The organism is Streptomyces sp. NPDC001351 (assembly GCF_042896045.1).
GTDB lineage: Bacteria > Actinomycetota > Actinomycetes > Streptomycetales > Streptomycetaceae > Streptomyces.
Map to the genome: position 1 here is coordinate 389,595 of NZ_JBIAWS010000002.1, position 16,964 is coordinate 406,558.

13 protein-coding genes are annotated in these 16,964 nt (G+C 72.0%); 11 read left to right on the forward strand and 2 right to left on the reverse strand.

The window, feature by feature from the left end:
* Positions 1-227 precede the first annotated feature (227 nt).
* From ACFY1U_RS07385 to ACFY1U_RS07395, 3 genes are all read left to right on the forward strand, one after another.
* A complete protein-coding gene (locus tag ACFY1U_RS07385) occupies positions 228-1,448 on the forward strand; it encodes a DUF2690 domain-containing protein (protein WP_390693139.1) in 1,221 nt (406 codons plus the stop codon).
* Positions 1,449-1,789: 341 nt separating this feature from the next.
* A complete protein-coding gene (locus ACFY1U_RS07390; RefSeq protein ID WP_390693140.1) occupies positions 1,790-2,779 on the forward strand; it encodes a malate dehydrogenase in 990 nt (329 codons plus the stop codon).
* A 137-nt stretch (positions 2,780-2,916) separates the two neighbouring features.
* A complete protein-coding gene (locus ACFY1U_RS07395) occupies positions 2,917-3,819 on the forward strand; it encodes a hypothetical protein (RefSeq protein ID WP_390693141.1) in 903 nt (300 codons plus the stop codon).
* Between the two features lie 42 nt (positions 3,820-3,861).
* Here ACFY1U_RS07395 and ACFY1U_RS07400 read toward each other — a convergent pair whose 3' ends face one another.
* Positions 3,862-5,259 carry an MFS transporter gene (locus ACFY1U_RS07400; protein ID WP_390693142.1) on the reverse strand — a complete coding sequence of 466 codons (1,398 nt, stop codon included), beginning with the start codon at positions 5,257-5,259 and terminating at the stop codon, positions 3,862-3,864.
* Between the two features lie 96 nt (positions 5,260-5,355).
* Between ACFY1U_RS07400 and ACFY1U_RS07405 the strand changes: the two genes are divergently transcribed.
* Complete coding sequence (locus ACFY1U_RS07405) at positions 5,356-6,282, forward strand: LysR family transcriptional regulator (RefSeq protein ID WP_390693143.1); 927 nt, start codon at positions 5,356-5,358, stop codon at positions 6,280-6,282.
* On the opposite strand, the gene ACFY1U_RS07410 is transcribed toward ACFY1U_RS07405, so the two are convergent.
* On the reverse strand, positions 6,265-7,185 hold the full coding sequence (locus ACFY1U_RS07410) for a GNAT family N-acetyltransferase (RefSeq protein ID WP_390693144.1): 921 nt from the start codon (positions 7,183-7,185) through the stop codon (positions 6,265-6,267). The two genes, ACFY1U_RS07405 and ACFY1U_RS07410, sit on opposite strands and share 18 nt — an antisense overlap.
* 154 nt (positions 7,186-7,339) lie before the next feature.
* Between ACFY1U_RS07410 and ACFY1U_RS07415 the strand changes: the two genes are divergently transcribed.
* The 7 genes from ACFY1U_RS07415 (at position 7,340) to ACFY1U_RS07445 (ending at position 16,964) form a co-directional block, all read left to right on the forward strand.
* Positions 7,340-9,130, forward strand: a complete 1,791-nt coding sequence (locus ACFY1U_RS07415) for a hypothetical protein (protein WP_390693145.1) — start codon at positions 7,340-7,342, stop codon at positions 9,128-9,130.
* On the forward strand, positions 9,120-9,485 hold the full coding sequence (locus tag ACFY1U_RS07420; protein ID WP_390693147.1) for a hypothetical protein: 366 nt from the start codon (positions 9,120-9,122) through the stop codon (positions 9,483-9,485). Before ACFY1U_RS07415 ends, ACFY1U_RS07420 begins: the two co-directional genes overlap by 11 nt.
* Positions 9,486-9,495: 10 nt before the next feature.
* Positions 9,496-10,587, forward strand: coding sequence for a hypothetical protein (locus tag ACFY1U_RS07425; RefSeq protein WP_390693148.1), 1,092 nt, complete (start codon positions 9,496-9,498; stop codon positions 10,585-10,587).
* Between the two features lie 180 nt (positions 10,588-10,767).
* The gene (locus tag ACFY1U_RS07430) at positions 10,768-12,297 is read left to right on the forward strand and encodes an aldehyde dehydrogenase family protein (RefSeq protein WP_390693149.1); all 1,530 of its coding nucleotides are present in this window, start codon (positions 10,768-10,770) and stop codon (positions 12,295-12,297) included.
* Positions 12,298-12,430: 133 nt separating this feature from the next.
* Positions 12,431-13,960 (forward strand): GMC family oxidoreductase, encoded by a 1,530-nt coding sequence (locus tag ACFY1U_RS07435; RefSeq protein WP_390693150.1) that lies wholly within the window; start codon positions 12,431-12,433, stop codon positions 13,958-13,960.
* Positions 13,960-15,021, forward strand: a complete 1,062-nt coding sequence (locus tag ACFY1U_RS07440) for a glycine betaine/L-proline ABC transporter ATP-binding protein (protein WP_390693151.1) — start codon at positions 13,960-13,962, stop codon at positions 15,019-15,021. The genes ACFY1U_RS07435 and ACFY1U_RS07440 overlap by 1 nt, the downstream gene beginning before the upstream one ends.
* Positions 15,021-16,964 (forward strand): ABC transporter permease, encoded by a 1,944-nt coding sequence (locus tag ACFY1U_RS07445; RefSeq protein ID WP_390693152.1) that lies wholly within the window; start codon positions 15,021-15,023, stop codon positions 16,962-16,964. The genes ACFY1U_RS07440 and ACFY1U_RS07445 overlap by 1 nt, the downstream gene beginning before the upstream one ends.

The window sequence follows — 16,964 nt, forward strand, 5'->3', positions numbered from 1 at the left end:
ACGGCAGAGGGGGCCGCCGGTGGGACAGTGGACCGCGGTCGGATCGGCGTGCAACGGTGCCTGCCGAACGACCCCAACGCTCCCGTGCGCCCCCATCCCGGGAACTGAGATCCTTACTGGGCGCATCCCTGTGGGTAGCCAGAACGGGCACCACGCGCGGGGGAACGCGAGGAATACCAGCACCAACCGGGGGGAAGAGGGGGGAAGCAATGCCTCGTTGGAGGACCTTGCCGGACGAACTCGATCCGCAGGTCAGGGAGTTCGCGAGCCAGCTGCGCCGGCTCGTGGACCGCAGTGGCCTGAGCATCGCGTCGGTGGCCGACCGTACGGGCTACAGCAAGACGTCCTGGGAGCGGTATCTGAACGGCCGGCTGCTCGCGCCCAAGGGCGCGATCGTGGCGCTGGCCGAGGTCACGGGTACCAACCCGATCCATCTGACGACCATGTGGGAGCTCGCCGAGCGCGCCTGGAGCCGTTCGGAGATGCGCCACGACATGACCATGGAGGCCATCCGCATCTCCCAGGCGCGCGCCGCGCTCGGTGAGTTCGGGGCGCCTCCCGCCAATGCCAAGGCGAGCGGCAAGGCGAGCAGCAAGAGCGGCGCGACGGCCCGCAGGTCCGGCAGCGCGACGGCGACGCCGGGAATCGCGGGACCGGCGGGCGTGGCGCCGACGGTGCCCCCGCAGCCGGTGGGGCCGGAGGTGCGGGACGCGGTGCGGGAGAGCGGAGCCTCGCCCGCCGCGGAGGCGCCGGAGAGCTCCTCGGGCGCCAACTCGTGGGGGCTGGCCGGGTACAAGGGCCCGTCGCCGTCCGGTGCGCGTGCTCCCGGGGCCGCGGCTCCGGCGCCGCAGCCGGCGGCCGGCGGTCAGGGCTGGACGCCGGAGACGACGCCGAGTCCGTTCGGTGAGCCGCCGCAGGGCCCGCGGCCCGGCGGGGGTCCCTCCTCGGGCGGCGGCAGGCGGAAACTGACGATGTTCCTCGCGGGTCTCGTCGGCGTACTGGTCGTCATAGCGGCCGTGTTCTATCTGACCGACAACGGCTCGGGCAAGAAGAACGAGGGCGGTGCCAAGCCGTCCCCGTCCGTCAGCGCCCCGGCCGACCTGCCGGCCGGAGTGAAGTGCAGCGGCGCCTCCTGCACCGGCAAGGACGCGGAGGCCATGGGCTGCACCAAGGACGCCGCCTCGGTCACCACCGCCAAGACCGCCGTCGTCGGCACGTCCACCGTCGAGGTGCGGTACAGCAAGACGTGCGGTGCGGCGTGGGGTCGTGTCACCCAGGCCACCCAAGGGGATTCCGTCCAGGTGACCGCCGGTGGGACCAAGGAGAGCGACAGCATCACGGCCACCGGGGACAACATCGCCTACACGCCGATGGTCGCGGTCAAGGACGCGGGCGAGGCGAAGGCGTGCGCGACGCTGGCGTCCGGGCAGAAGGGGTGCACGAAGTAGCCCGCTCCAAGCAGGGCAGAAAAAGGGGCGGCCGCCCGTCCGGGAGAGGGGGGACTGAGGCGGCCGCCGTGGGGGGACCGACCGTGCCGGACTCCCGTGGGGGTACGGTTCGCGTGCCCGGGATGGGGACGACTATTCCTCCCGTCCCGCTTTTCTTCTGAGCCGGTTGAGTCGCCGGTCCACTCTGTGGGACGGGCCACACGGACCCGGACGTCCGGGATCCCGGATGCGCGATAGCCTGACCGGTGGATCTCTCTTGATACCAAGAGATCGATCATTTGTACGTCCGTCCGCACCCCAGGGCAAGGACGCCCACCGCCAGCTGTCATACGGAGAACGCCATGACCCGCACTCCCGTGAACGTCACCGTCACCGGCGCGGCCGGCCAGATCGGTTACGCCCTCCTCTTCCGCATCGCCTCCGGCCAGCTGCTCGGCGCGGACGTGCCGGTCAAGCTGCGCCTGCTGGAGATCACGCCCGCGCTGAAGGCCGCCGAGGGCACGGCCATGGAGCTCGACGACTGCGCGTTCCCGCTCCTGCAGGGCATCGACATCACGGACGACCCGAACGTCGCCTTCGACGGCACCAACGTCGCCCTCCTCGTCGGCGCCCGCCCCCGCACGAAGGGTATGGAGCGCGGCGACCTGCTCTCCGCCAACGGCGGCATCTTCAAGCCGCAGGGCAAGGCCATCAACGACCACGCCGCGGACGACATCAAGGTCCTCGTCGTCGGCAACCCGGCCAACACCAACGCGCTCATCGCGCAGGCCGCCGCCCCGGACGTACCGGCCGAGCGCTTCACCGCGATGACCCGCCTCGACCACAACCGTGCGCTGACCCAGCTCGCGAAGAAGACGGGCTCCACGGTCGCCGACATCAAGCGCCTGACGATCTGGGGCAACCACTCCGCCACCCAGTACCCGGACATCTTCCACGCCACGGTCGCCGGCAAGAACGCCGCCGAGACCGTGAACGACGAGAAGTGGCTGGCCGAGGAGTTCATCCCGACCGTCGCCAAGCGCGGCGCGGCGATCATCGAGGCCCGTGGCGCGTCCTCGGCGGCGTCGGCCGCCAACGCCGCCATCGACCACGTGTACACCTGGGTCAACGGCACGGCGGACGGCGACTGGACCTCCATGGGCATCCCGTCGGACGGCTCCTACGGCGTCCCGGAGGGCCTGATCTCCTCCTTCCCGGTCACCACCAAGGACGGCCAGTACGAGATCGTCCAGGGCCTGGACATCAACGAGTTCTCCCGCGCCCGCATCGACGCCTCCGTGAAGGAGCTCGAGGAGGAGCGCGAGGCGGTCCGCGGTCTCGGCCTCATCTGAGCCGGGCCGTACGGCTTTACGGTTCTGTCACGACCCTGCACGGGCCCCGTTCCGGTTCCTTCCGGAACGGGGCCCGTGGCCGTTTTCGCCGCTACCGTCAGAAGCGGTAGCCAATGGGGTGATTCGGGGGGTGTGCCATGAGCGGTCGGTACGGCTACGAGGACGGTCGCTCCGGTTCCGGACCGGAGCGTGAACCGAGCGAGGAGAGAGGCCAGGCGGCCTGGGCCGCCCAGCAGCCGGTGACTCCACCCCCGTGGTCGTCGGCCGAGACGCGGACGGGCCAGGCGCCACCGCCCTGGGCCTTCGCGCCGACCCACACGGGTGGTGTCCTGCCGCCGACCTGGCCGCCACCGCCGCATCCCGTGAAGCCGCGCGCCGGAGCCCGGCGTGTCCTGGCCGTCCTCGCGGCCACGCTCGTCCTCGGCGCGGGCGCCGGAGCAGGCGCCTGGTACCTCACCCGCGACCACGCGCGCGGCACCGGGGCCGCGCCCGCGACGAGCGTGAGCGTCACGGCCACGACGACCCCGCCGCAGAGTCCCACGCCCACCCCCACCGCGTCCGCCTCGCTCCTGACGTCCTCGTCCCCCTCGGTCGGCTACCGCCGCGCCCAGGACCCCGTCGGCTACTCGGTCGACGTCCCGAAGGGCTGGACCCGGCGTGAGGAGCAGGGCAAGCTCGCGCGGATCGTCTACTACGACGCCCCCTCCGACGGCCGTCAGCTGCAGATCTTCCAGGTCACCGAGTCCACCCCGTACGAGTCGCTGACCCTCGCCGAGACCGACCCCGGCTACGGCTTCGCCCAGCAGCCCGGCTACCGGGTCGTCGAGCGCGACCACGGCGACACCTGGGCGGAGCTGACGTACCGCTACGACGACCAGCACAAGGGCACCCGCCAGGTCATCGACCACCGCTTCCGCGCGGCCGACGGCACGCTCTACGCGATCCGCTCCAGCGGACCCGCGGGCCTGGCTCCCGAGCGGGTCCGGGCGCCGCTGAGGATGGCGGTCGGCTCCTTCTGCCCGGCCGGGGCGCGGTGTTGAGGGTTGTGCGGGTCGTGCGTGGCGGGTCTTGAGGCCCGGCGGTTACGCGACCGGCTCCTTGGGGCGGGGGGACGAGGCCGTCTTGCGAGAGGGGGCGGTGCTTCCGCGGTGGCCGGACACGACTGCCGCCGTTGCCGCCAGGACCAGGACACCCACCGTCCGCAGGGCCGGGCCCATTCCGTCGGTGAAGGTGGGGTGGGAGGCCAGGACCGTGCCGGTGACGGCGACGCCGAGGGCCGCGCCGATCTCGCGGGCCGAGGTGCCGAGGCCGGAGCCGAGGCCCGCCTGGTGGGCGGGGAGGGATGTGACGACACCGAGGGTGAGGGCCGGCATGGACAGGCCCGCGCCGGCCGAGATGACGAGAAGCCAGCAGGCGTACAGGGCGTAGGGCGTGCCCGCGTCCGCGGTGGACGCGCCGAGCAGACCGAGTCCGATCAGTGCGAGACCGGCGCCGATGACCGGGCGGGGGCGTGACGCCCAGCGAGCCGCCAGCTTCGGGACGAGCGCCATGCCGACGATCAGGGGCACGATCGCGACCCCGGTGACGGCAGGGCCGTAGCCCTTCACGCCTTGCAGGTACTGGGAGTTGACGTAGAAGAGGGCGAAGAGGCCGAAGAAGCCGGTCGTCATGCCGAGGGTCGTGGCGCGCAGGCCGGGGGAGCGGAACACCCGGGGGTCGAAGAGGGGGGTGCGGGAGCGCAGGGCGCGGAGCGTGAAGGCGGCCGTGAGGAGGGCGCCCGTCGCGAAGACGGCCAGGATGCGCGCGGAACCCCAGCCGTACGCCGGGCCCTCGATGATGCCGAAGAGGAGCGCGACCAGGGCCGCGGTGAGCAGCAGGGTGCCCGGGGGGTCGAGATGGTTGCCGGCGGCCCGTTCCGTGCGCGGCGTGGTGAACGCGACGGTGACGGCGAGCAGCGCGGCCAGGGGGACCATCGCGCCGAACAGGGCGCGCCAGGTGAGGAACTGGCCGACCAGACCGCCGCCGAGGTTGCCGGCCATGCCGCCGAGGCCGATGGCCAGCGTCCAGGAGGCCATCGCCTGCGCACGGCGTTCCGGGCCGGCGAGGCGCATCAGGATCGACATCGTGGCCGGGGTGATCAGCGCGGCCCCCGCGCCGGAGATGCCGCGCCCGGTGATGAGGAGGGCGGGGCCGGGCGCGAGCGCGCTGGTGGCCGCGCCCGCCGCGAACAGGCCGAGGCCGGCGAGCAGGGCGCCCTTGCGGCCGAACCGGTCGCCGAGCGCGCCGGCCGGGATCAGCAGGGAGGCGAAGGCGATGACGTACGCGTCGACCGTCCACAGGATCTCGGCGTGCGAGGGACGCAGGGAGGACGAACTCAGCTGCGGGATCAGGAGGTTGACGGCGGCGACCATGCTCTGGGCGACCAGGACGCAGGCGCACAGCGCCAGCAGGGTGGACCGTTTCAGGGCGTGCGGGGGCATGGCTCCTCCCAAGGAGCTCGACGGGTGGTGTGGGACGCCCTGTCACCGTAGGCTCGGTCGTGTCCTGCACTCCAGTGCAAGTTCTGCAAGGGATCGATGCGTGTGACGCAATCAAGCGGTGTGGATCTGAATCTGCTGGTCGCCCTGGATGTGCTGCTGGAGGAGCAGAGCGTGGGCGGCGCCGCCCGCCGGCTGCATCTGTCCGAACCGGCCATGTCCCGCACCCTCGGCCGGATCCGCAAGGCGCTCGGTGACCCGGTGCTCGTGCGGGCCGGGCGGCAGATGGTGCCGACACCGCACGCGCTGGCCGTGCGGGCCGAGGTCAGTGCGGTGGTGGAGCGGGCCCGGGCGTTGTTCGCGCCGGGCCGGGACGCGGACCTCAGGACCGTGCAGCGCACCCTCACGATCATCGGCCACGACGCCGTCCCCGCCGCCTGCGGAGCCGCGCTGTTCACCCGTGCCGCCGAGGAGGCGCCCGGTATCCGTATCCGGTTCCTGGCGGAGAGCCATGTGGACGCACCGGTCCTGCGCGAGGGGACCGCCGATCTCGAGATCGGGGTCGTGGACACGACGGCACCCGAGGTGCATGTGGAGGCCCTGCACGAGGACCGGATGGTGGGGGTCGTACGGGCAGGCCACCCGCTGCTGGAGGGCGAGCTGACGGCGGAGCGGTTCGCCTCGGAGGCCGATCACCTGACCGTGTCGCGGCGGGGCAGGCTGCACGGGCCGGTGGACACGGCCCTCGCCGAACTCGGCCTGAAGCGACGGGTGGTGGGGGCGGTCGCCACCTTCCCGGCCTCACTGTTCATCGTCCGGGACACCGACCTCGTCGGACTGATCAACTCTTGGGCCCTGCCGCCCGCGGCGACCCTGGACCTGGTCACCTTCGACGTGCCGCTCAAGCTCCCGCCACTGCACCTCGGCCTCGCCTGGCACCCGCGGCACGACGCCGACCCGGCGCACGCCTGGCTGCGGCGGACCGTCCGGGAGCTGCTCGCCCAGTGGTCAGCCGGCCGGGCCTGACAGCCGTTTCTCGAACCAGTGGTCGCCGTACACGTGGTCGACGTAGGCGGGGATCTCCGTGTAGCCGGACGCCCGGTACATCGCCTGCGCCTCGGTGAGGCTCGCGTGGGTGTCGAGGCGTACGACGGTGCAGCCGCGCGTGGCCGCCGCCTCCTCCAGGGCACCGAGGATCCGGCGGGCGAGGCCGAGGCGCCGGGCCCGCGGGTGCACCCACACATGCCGGATCTCGCCGACGCCGGGCTCCAGGCGGCGCACCGCGCCGCAGCCCAGCGGGCGGCCCTCCTCGTACGCGACGAAGAACGCGCCCGCTTCACCGGACACCTCCTCCGGGCCCACGAGGTCGGACTTGTCGAAGCCCTCGGGGAAGCGTGCGTCGATGTCGGCGGCATACGCGTCCAGGCAGGCGCGGGCGTCCGGGGAGCCGCCGTCGACGCGTTCGACGGTGATGGCGGCCAGCCGCAGGAGGCGCTGCGAGGTGGCCATCGCCTCGATCAGCTGCGCGCGCTGGCCGGGGGCGAGGGTGTCCAGCAGGCCTGCCGCGAGGGCGTTGGCCCGGCGGTTCTGCTCCTTGACCTCGACGCGTCCGGCGGGCGTCGGCTCCACCATGCGCAGCCGGTTGTCGTCCGGGTGGACACTGAGCCGGACCAGGCCCTGTGCCTCCAGCGCCTTCGCCATGCGGCTGAGGTAGCCGGCGTCGAGAGCGAGGCGGCTCCTGAGCTCCCGGAGCGAGACCCCGCCCGGGTTCTCGGCGATCTCGAACAGCAGACGGGCCTCGCCGAGCGGGCGGTCCTGGCCGAGGTAGTGGTCGTCCAGGGCCCCGATACGGCGGGTGAAGTAGCGGTTGAACCGGCGGAGGGCCGCCACCTGCTCGGCCGGCACCGGCTCCGTATGCACTGGCTCCATTCTTTGACCTTAGTCAAAGAATATCGGGCCGTCCACTGCTCTCCGTGTCCGTCCCTTGGCATTCCGCTTCCACCCGTCCCACTCGCCCCTCTATGCTGATGGTTTGTCAACTGAACGTCTGACAACGGTCTTTCCACGCATCGGGGGAGTTCGCGTGAGCACCGCATTTGTGCCACAGCAACCGCAGCCGACGACGCCCACAGGGGCGCCACCGACACCACCGCCCACTCCGCCGCACGCCAGCGAGGCGACCCGGCTGCTGTGCGCGGGCACCTATCTGGACTCCGGTTACCGCGACCGTGTGATCGAGGAACTGCACCTCAACGAGCAGCGGATCGTGGCGCCCTCGCTCGGCTTCGACGCGGCCCGCGTCCTCGCGCACGCCCTGCGCGCCCGCCGCCAGGAGCTGCTGTGGGCCGGGGCGATCCTCGGGCTGTGGGTGGTCGGCTCGGCCCTCAGCGGAGGGCTGCTGCTCTTCTTCCTCTGGCCGAGCGTGCTGCTCGCCCTCGCGCCGTGGATCAGGGGGCGCGGCGAACAGCCGTGGCTGCCCCGCCGGATCGCCGCGTTCCTCGTCCGCTGGTGGGGCCGTGCGTTCTTCGCGACGATACTGGCCCTGCTGGTCGTCGCCGCGTTCGGCGGAGGCTCGGACGACAGCTCCTCCTACGGTTCGTACAGCTCCGACTACGGCTCCGGCTACGGCTACTCGGACTCGCCGAGCGTCAGCGACGCGTTCTCGCCGAACAGCATCGCCGACGCGATCAGGCCGTGGCAGGCCTGGCTCACGCTCGCCGTGTTCGCGCTCATCGCCTGGTGTGTGCACTCCCAGCGCCAACAGTTCAGCCGCGCACTGGCCGCCGAGCTCTCCCCGCAGCGCTTCCCGGACGCCGCCTCCGACCCCGCCGAGCAGGCCGAGAACCCCCGCCTCCAGCGGCTGAAGCAGCGCATCCGCATCGAGCAGCACGCACCGCTGGTCATGTACCACGAGGCGCGTCCGTTCTGCGGGGCCGGAGCGGCGTACAACACCTGGGTGCTGGCCGTCGAACTGCGGCGGGACGAGCTGAAGGAGCAGCAGCCGCTCAGTAACCGCGCGATCCTGGAGCGGGTCCGCCCGCTGCTCGAACAGCTCCGCGTCCCGGCCGAGTACGCGGGCCCCGGCGTCCGCGACCGGCTGCGCTGGCTGGAGATCGACGAGTGCGTGTTCCTGCCCGCGGAGGGGCTGCTCACCCGGGACCAGGCGCCGTACACCCCGCAGGCCTTCGAGGAGCACCGGGCGCGGGCGGTCGAGGAGGGTGCCGAGAAGCGGCGCCACTTCCTGCGCATCCGCGTCGGCGGCTGGGAGGAGGAGCTGGTCGTCACGGTCTTCGTGCGCATCCACACGCAGGGCCGGATGCTGATGCTGGAGATAGCGCCGCATGTGCTGACGCCGGTGCGTGCGGAGTTCAAGGACGCCGACCGTACGGCCCACCGGTTCCGCAACAACAACGTCCTGGGCAAGGCGGCCGGCGCCGTCGTCCTGGTGCCCGCCTCGGCGGGCCGCTCGCTCGCCCAGCTCGGCCGTGGCCTGGTGTACGTGTGGCGGCTGCTGACCGGCGGGTACGCGGGCGCGCTGCCCGACGGCCCGGCGCTGTCGGTGCGCGAACTGGGCTCCGTGCAGACCGGTTCGCTCTTCCAGGAGATGGACGTGGCGCGCTATCTGAAGAGCGTGCAGGACAGGGTCGCCAACGGCGTGCGCGCGGCGCTCGCCGAAGCCGGTTACGAGACCGGCGAGTTCATGCAGAAGATCGTGAACATCAGCAACGGCGACGTCCACATCGGCAACATCTCCGGCAGCAACAACTCGATCGCGGCGGGCATGCAGAACTCCGCCTCGTCGTCCCACTCCTCTGGTTCCAATGTCTCGGGCGGCGCGGCGCCGCAGAAGGGGGCCGACAGCAATGGCCAGTGAACAGCCGAGCATCAACATCGGTGACATCTCCGGCAGCAACAACGCGGTCGCCGCCGGCCGGGGCGCAAGCGCCGAGAGCCATGTGTACCAGGGCACGGGAGCGCAGCCGGACGAGGAGACCCGGCAACTCCTCGTGGCCGTGCGGAAGTTGCGGGAGGACCTGGCGCTGGTGAACAGCACCGAGCAGACCGTCGCGCTGGGCCAGGCGCTCGCCGACACGGAGACCGAGATCACCCGCACCGGCCAGGCGGCGCCCACGCGCCGCCAGCGCCTTCGGGAACTGCTCACCGACTCCCAGGCCCTGGTCACCTTCCTCTCCTCCGCCGGCGCCCTGGCCGGCCTCCTGGGGCGGTGAGAGGGACACCATGAGCGGGGGACAGCGGTACTGGAACGAGGACACCCAGCGCTGGGAGGACGGCGCGGGCGGGCCCCCGGTGGCCGAACCGACGCTGCCGACGCCGACGCCGACGCCTGCGGAGGAGGGGCCGCCGGTCACCGGTCCGGTCTACCCGGCGCCCCCGGCCTCGACTCCCACGGTGGGGACGCAGGCTCCCGCCGCGGGGACGGAGGCACCCACCGCGGGGACGGAGGCACCCGCCGCGGGGACGGCGCAGGGCTGGCCCGGCAGCGGTGCGGACAGCGCCTGGCACGGTCCGGGGACCGAGGGCGCCGTGCCCGAGTGGTCCAGTGGTGTCTCCTGGCCGCCCCCCGAGCCGCTCCCCGCACCCGCCCCCGCCCCAGGGCTCAACCGGCGGCTCGTCTGGTCCGTGGTCGTCGGTGCCGCCGTGGTCGGGGTCGCCGTGAGCCTCGTACTGACCCTGGTGGTCGGGAAGGACGACGGGGCGGGGAGGAAGCACGTGGCGGCGAGTCCCGCCCCGTCCTCCACGGCCTCCGCGTCGCCGGACGTGTCGCAGTCGCCGTTCGCCGACGGCACGGCATCGCCGTCCCCGTCGGCCTCCGCGCCGCCCGCGGGGTACGAGCTGCGTGATGACGCCGAGGGGTTCCGGATCGCGATACCCGAGGGGTGGTCGCGCAGCAGCGTCGCCTCCGTCTACGGGATGGCCGTGGTCAACTACCGCAGCGCCGACCGGGAGCACCGGCTGCAGGTGTACCAGGTGCAGGAGTCGTCCCCCGACGCTTCCTTCAAGCTGTATCTGTCCGACCAGACGCCCAAGCCCGCCGGTTTCAAGAAGCTCGACCTGCAGAAGCTCGACGACGGCGCCTTCACCGGCTCACGGCTGGAGTACCAGGCCGACACGCTCAAGGGCGAGCCCGACATCGGCACCTGGCACGTGTACGACGAGCGCTTCGTCGCGGCGGACGGAAACATCTACGCCATCGCCTCCTACGGCCCCGACTCCGGCAGCCACGAGGACCAACTCGCCCAGCTCACCACGGCGTTGGACTGGTTCTGCCCGCCCTACACGACCTGCGACCCGGATCCGGGGACCGACTGACCGCTCTGGTTCGCAATCCGCTCCCTTTCGCCCCATTTGCCCGCATTTTCAGTGACGCAGCGCACTTTCCGCCATGGATTGCGCATGCAACCGAAGGCGGGGGGCAGGCGCTCACGGTCCTCGTGAGGGACACACGTGTCACTCAGGGGTACCGAACAGGAACGGAAGGCAATACGGATCATGGCGGAGAGAGCGGAAACCCAGGGGCTGGACGCGCAGGCGACCATCCACGTGGCAGGGGAGTGGCGAGAGGCCTTCTCCGGTGCCACGCGCGAGATCATCGACCCCGCGGACGGCCAGGGCTTCGCTCTGGTTGCGGAGGGCGACGAGAAGGACACCGACCTGGCGGTCGCGGCCGCCCGGCGCGCCTTCGACCACGGCGACTGGCCCCGCACCCCCGTGGCCGAGCGCGCCGCGCTGCTGCGCCGCGTCGCCGCCCTGCTCGTGCGCGACCGCGAGCGGCTCGGGCTGCTGGAGAGCCGCGACGCCGGCAAGACCGTCGAAGAGGGCCGGGTCGACATCGACTGCGTCGCCGACGCCTTCCGCTACTTCGCCGACCTGGTGGCCGGCGAGGCCCCGGGCCGGGTCGTCGACGCCGGCTCGCCGGACATCCACAGCGTCGTCGTCCACGAACCGGTCGGGGTCTGCGCGCTGATCACCCCCTGGAACTACCCCCTCCTCCAGGCCAGCTGGAAGATCGCCCCGGCGCTCGCGGCGGGCAACACCTTCGTGATCAAGCCGAGCGAGATCACCCCGCTCACCACCATCGCGCTCATCGACCTGCTCTCCGAGGCCGGGCTCCCCACCGGCGTCGCGGGCATCGTCACCGGCCCGGGCCACACGGTCGGCGCCCGGCTCGCCGAGCACCCCGACGTCGACCTGGTCTCCTTCACCGGCGGCCTGGTCAGCGGCACCAAGGTCGCGCAGGCCGCCGCCCCCAGCGTCAAGAAGGTCGCCCTGGAACTCGGCGGCAAGAACCCCAACGTCGTCTTCGCCGACGCCTGCGCGACGGACGAAGGGTTCGACACCGCCGTCGACCAGGCGCTGAACGCGGCCTTCATCCACAGCGGCCAGGTCTGCTCGGCCGGCTCCCGCCTCATCGTCGAGGAGTCCGTACGGGAGCGCTTCGTCGCCGAGCTCGCCCGCCGAGCCGCCCGGATCCGCCTGGGCCGCGGCACCGAGGACGGCGTCGAGTGCGGCCCTCTCGTCTCCGAGCAGCAGCGCGCCAAGGTCGAGTCGTACGTCGCCTCCGCGCTGGCCGAGGGTGCGGTGCTGCGGACCGGTGGCAGGCGCCCCGAGCCGTCCGAGGAGCGCCCCGCGGGCGGCTACTTCTACGAGCCGACCGTTCTCGACCAGTGCCACCGTGAGATGCGTGTCGTGCGCGAAGAGGTCTTCGGGCCCGTCCTCACGGTGGAGACGTTCCGTACCGAGGACGAGGCCGTTGCCCTCGCCAATGACACGGAGTACGGCCTCGCGGGTGCCGTCTGGACCGCCGACGCGGGGCGGGCCCGGCGGGTGGCCGGCCGGCTGCGGCACGGCACCGTGTGGATCAACGACTTCCATCCCTATCTTCCGCAGGCGGAGTGGGGCGGGTTCGGCAAGAGCGGGGTGGGGCGTGAGCTCGGTCCTGCGGGGCTGGCCGAGTACCGCGAGAGCAAGCACGTCTATCAGAACCTGGCGCCGAAGGCGGTTCGCTGGTTCGCCGGTTAGTACTTGGGTCAACTGGGCGACTACGGATGTGCCGCGATGTGTTGTCGGTCGTCTGCGGCGTCGTTGTGGCTGGTCGCGCAGTTCCCCGCGCCCCTATGGGGCGCGTTCGATCCCCCTTGGAGTTACACCCCCCATGTCCGAGAACACCCAGATCTACGACTACGTCGTCATCGGAGGCGGGACCGCAGGGTCCGTCATTGCCTCCCGCCTCACCGAGGACCCGGACGTCACCGTCGCCGTCATCGAGGGCGGGCCCAGTGACGTCGGGCGTGAGGACGTACTGACCTTGCGCCGCTGGATGGGCCTTCTGGGCGGCGAGCTGGACTACGACTACCCCACCACCGAGCAGCCACGCGGCAACTCGCACATCCGGCACAGCCGGGCCCGGGTGCTCGGCGGCTGCTCCTCGCACAACACGCTGATCGCGTTCAAGCCGCTGCCGTCCGACTGGGACGAGTGGGAGGAGGCCGGCGCCAAGGGCTGGGGCGCGGTGCCGATGGAGGCGTACTACGCCCGGCTGAAGAACAACATCGTCCCGGTCGACGAGAAGGACCGGAACGACATCGCCCAGGACTTCGTCGACGCCGCGCAGCACGCGGTCGGCGTCCCCCGGATCGAGGGCTTCAACCGCTCGCCCTTCACCGAGGGCGTGGGCTTCTTCGACCTCGCCTACCACCCCGAGAACAACAAGCGGTCCTCGGCTTCGGTGGCCTATCTGCACCCGGTGATGGACGAGCGCGAGAACCTGACGATCCTCCTGGAGACCTGGGCGTACAAGCTGGAGCTGAACGGCACCCGGGCCGAGGGCGTGCACGTCCGCACCAAGGACGGCGAGGAGATTCTCGTACGGGCGCGCAGCGAGGTGCTGCTCTGCGCCGGTGCCGTCGACTCCCCGCGGCTGCTGCTGCACTCGGGCATCGGTCCCCGGCAGGACCTGGAGGCGCTCGGCATACCCGTGGCGCTCGACCTGCCGGGCGTCGGCGAGAACCTCCTCGACCACCCCGAGTCGGTGATCGTCTGGGAGACTCACGGCCCCCTGCCGGAGAACTCCGCGATGGACAGCGACGCCGGGCTGTTCGTGCGCCGTGACCCCGGACACCAGGGCCCTGACCTGATGTTCCACTTCTACCAGGTGCCCTTCACGGACAACCCGGAGCGGCTGGGTTACGAACGGCCCAGGTACGGCGTCTCGATGACGCCCAACATCCCGAAGCCGAAGAGCCGCGGCCGGCTCTACCTCACCAGCGCCGACCCGTCGGCGAAGCCCGCCCTCGACTTCCGGTACTTCACGGACGAGGACGACTACGACGGCCGCACCCTGGTCGACGGCATCCGCATCGCCCGCGAGATCGCGCAGACGGAGCCGCTGGCGAGCTGGCTCAAGCGCGAGGTGGCGCCCGGCCCGCACCTCACCGGCGACGAGGAGCTCGGCGAGTACGCGCGCAAGGTCGCGCACACCGTGTACCACCCGGCCGGGACCTGCCGTATGGGGGCGAGCGACGACGAACTGGCCGTCGTCGACCCGCAGTTGAGGATCCGCGGTCTGGACGGCATCCGCATCGCCGACGCCTCCGTGTTCCCGACCATGACCGCCGTGAACCCGATGATCGGAGTGCTGATGGTCGGGGAGAAAGCCGTAGACCTGATCGGAAGTGGTGCGTGATGAACGCGACGAACGTGATGAGCAAGCCGGTCTTCTCCGTCGAGGGGCTGTGGAAGGTGTTCGGCCCGAAGGCCGACCGCGTCCCCGCCGATGCCGGGCTGACCTCGCTGGAACCCGCCGAACTCCGCGCCCGCACGGGGTGCACCGCCGCCGTGCGTGACGTCTCCTTCGACGTGCGCAAGGGCGAGGTGTTCGTGGTGATGGGCCTGTCCGGCTCCGGCAAGTCGACGCTGGTGCGCTGTCTGACCCGGCTGATCGAGCCGACCGCCGGCACGATCGCCATCGACGGCGAGGACGTCCGCGCCATGGACAAGTCCCGGCTGCGTGAACTGCGCCGCCACCGCGCCGCCATGGTCTTCCAGCACTTCGGCCTGCTGCCGCACCGCACGGTCCTCGACAACGTGGCGTACGGCCTGGAGATCCAGGGCGTGGGCAGGTCCGAGCGGCGCTCGCGTGCCCAGGAGGTCGTCGCCAAGGTCGGTCTGGACGGCATGGAGCAGCGCCGTCCGAGCCAGCTCTCCGGCGGTCAGCGGCAGCGCGTGGGTCTCGCCCGCGCCCTGGCCGTGGACCCCGAGGTCCTGCTGTTCGACGAGCCGTTCAGCGCCCTCGACCCGCTGATCCGGCGGGACATGCAGGAGGAGGTGGTCCGTCTGCACCGCGAGGAGGGCCGCACGATGGTCTTCATCACCCACGATCTCAGCGAGGCCCTGAAACTCGGCGACCGCATCGCCCTGATGCGCGACGGCCGGGTCGTCCAGCTGGGCACCCCGGAGGAGATCGTGGGCAGCCCGGCCGACGACTACGTCCGTGAGTTCGTCCGGGACGTCTCCCGTGAGCAGGTCATGACTGTACGCACGGCCATGCGGCCCGGCGACTGCGGCGGCACGGAGCATCCTGGGGCGCTCGCGCCGGGTGAGCTCGTCGCCGACGCGATCAAGGTCGTGGCCGCGAGCGGCAAGCCGGCGTGTGTGGTCGACGACGGCCGCTGCCTGGGGGTCGTCGACCACGAGAGGCTGCTCGGCGTCGTCGCCGGAACGGAGCCGAGGAAGGAGGCCGCCTGATGGCTACCGTCACCGCATCCGCCCCGCGCGCACTGCCCGGCGGTCTGCTGAAACACCGCGCGGTGCAGAAGCTGCTGCTCCTCGCCCTCGCCGCCGCAATCCTCGTCCCGCTGGCCAACGCCCGATGGGCCAGCGGCAGTTGGCCCGCCGCCCTCACCGTCGACCTCTCCAAGCCGCTCACCAGCGCCAGCAACTGGGTCATCGACAACCGCGACAGCAACCCGCTGTTCCTCTACTTCTTCGGCTACCTCAGCAACGCGGTCGTGATCTCCGTACGCGCCGTGTACCTGGTGCTCCTCGCCGCGGGCTGGGCAGGCGTCACGGCCCTCGGCGCCCTCGTCGCCTGGCGCGTCGCCGGAGTCCGGCTCGCCCTCGGCACGGGCGCCGCGTTCCTGGCCTGCGGTCTGCTCGGCATGTGGGTGCCGACCATGCAGACGCTCGCGCTGATGGTGGTAGCGGTGCTCGTGTCGGTCGTCGTCGGCATGGTGCTCGGGCTCGCGGCCGGACTCTCCGACCGCCTCGACCGCGGCCTGCGCCCGGTCCTCGACACCATGCAGGTGCTGCCCGCCTACGCGTATCTGCTGCCGGTCGTCCTCGTCTTCGGCATGGGCGTGCCCGCCGCCGTCCTCGCGACCGTCGTCTACGCGGCTCCGCCGATGGCCCGCCTCACCGCCCTCGGTCTGCAGGGCGCCGACAAGGAGGTCCTGGAGGCCGTCGACTCGCTCGGCGCCACCGCGCCCCAGCGCCTGCTGACCGCCCGGATCCCGCTGGCCCGCAAGGAGCTCCTCCTCGGCCTCAACCAGACGATCATGATGGCGCTGTCGATGGCCGTCATCGCCTCCGTGATCGGCGCGGGCGGCCTCGGTGACCGCGTCTACCAGGCGCTGGCCTCCGTGGACGTGGGCGCGGCGCTCGCGGCCGGCATCCCGATCGTGCTGCTCGCCGTCGTGCTGGACCGAGTGACCGGCGCCGCGGGCGAGCAGGCCGGCGAGGAGCCCGGAAGCCTCAGGCCGTGGCTCTACGCGGCGGCCGCCGCCGTGGCCGTCGCGCTCGCCGGACGGCTGGCGGGCCGCCTCGACTGGCCCGACTCCTGGACGTTCGACATCGCCGAGCCGGTCAACCGCGCCGTCGACTGGATGACCGCGCACCTCTACTCGGGCGTACCCGTCGTGGGCGGCACCGCCGACTGGGCGGGCCACTTCACCACCTGGGTGCTGAACCCGGTCCGCAGCGGTCTGCAGGGGCTGCCCTGGTGGTCGGTCCTGCTCGTCGTCGCCGCCCTGGCCTGGCTGATCGGCACCTGGCGCACCGCGCTCACCGCGGTCCTCGCCATGGCCGCGATCGGCGTGCTCGGCGTGTGGCAGCCCTCGCTCGACACGCTCTCCCAGGTGCTGGCGGCCGTCGCCGTCACCCTGGTCCTGGGCTTCGCCATCGGGATCGCGGCGGCCCGCAGCGACCGGTTCGAGCGTCTGCTCCGCCCCGTTCTGGACGTCTTCCAGACGATGCCGCAGTTCGTGTACCTGATCCCGGTGGTCGCGCTGTTCGGCGTGGGCCGGGCGCCCGCCGCGGCGGCCGCCGTCGTCTACGCGCTGCCCGCCGTCGTCCGCATCACCACGCAGGGCCTGCGCCAGGTCGACCCTGCCGCCCTGGAGTCGGCCCGCTCGCTCGGCGCGACCCCCGCCCAGCAGCTGCGCCAGGTGCAACTCCCGCTCGCCCGGCCGGCGTTGCTGCTCGCCGTCAACCAGGGCGTGGTCCTCGTCCTCGCCGTCGTGGTCATCGGCGGCCTGGTCGGCGGCGGCGCGCTCGGCTACGACACCGTCTTCGGCCTGGCACAGGGCGACCTGGCGACCGGCCTGGTGGCGGGCGCCGCGATCGTCTGCCTGGGCCTGATGCTCGACCGGGTGACCCAGCCGACCGAACGCCGCGCGAAGAAGGGAGCGTGA

What these genes read in the sequence shown, in the direction of transcription:
- ACFY1U_RS07390 (WP_390693140.1), top strand. Translation starts at nt 1,790, where the DNA reads ATGACCCGCACTCCCGTGAACGTCACCGTCACCGGCGCGGCCGGCCAG.
- ACFY1U_RS07395 (WP_390693141.1), top strand. Translation starts at nt 2,917, where the DNA reads ATGAGCGGTCGGTACGGCTACGAGGACGGTCGCTCCGGTTCCGGACCG.
- ACFY1U_RS07400 (WP_390693142.1), bottom strand. Translation starts at nt 5,259, where the DNA reads ATGCCCCCGCACGCCCTGAAACGGTCCACCCTGCTGGCGCTGTGCGCC.
- ACFY1U_RS07405 (WP_390693143.1), top strand. Translation starts at nt 5,356, where the DNA reads ATGCGTGTGACGCAATCAAGCGGTGTGGATCTGAATCTGCTGGTCGCC.
- ACFY1U_RS07410 (WP_390693144.1), bottom strand. Translation starts at nt 7,185, where the DNA reads ATGGAGCCAGTGCATACGGAGCCGGTGCCGGCCGAGCAGGTGGCGGCC.
- ACFY1U_RS07420 (WP_390693147.1), top strand. Translation starts at nt 9,120, where the DNA reads ATGGCCAGTGAACAGCCGAGCATCAACATCGGTGACATCTCCGGCAGC.
- ACFY1U_RS07425 (WP_390693148.1), top strand. Translation starts at nt 9,496, where the DNA reads ATGAGCGGGGGACAGCGGTACTGGAACGAGGACACCCAGCGCTGGGAG.
- ACFY1U_RS07430 (WP_390693149.1), top strand. Translation starts at nt 10,768, where the DNA reads ATGGCGGAGAGAGCGGAAACCCAGGGGCTGGACGCGCAGGCGACCATC.
- ACFY1U_RS07435 (WP_390693150.1), top strand. Translation starts at nt 12,431, where the DNA reads ATGTCCGAGAACACCCAGATCTACGACTACGTCGTCATCGGAGGCGGG.
- ACFY1U_RS07440 (WP_390693151.1), top strand. Translation starts at nt 13,960, where the DNA reads ATGAACGCGACGAACGTGATGAGCAAGCCGGTCTTCTCCGTCGAGGGG.
- ACFY1U_RS07445 (WP_390693152.1), top strand. Translation starts at nt 15,021, where the DNA reads ATGGCTACCGTCACCGCATCCGCCCCGCGCGCACTGCCCGGCGGTCTG.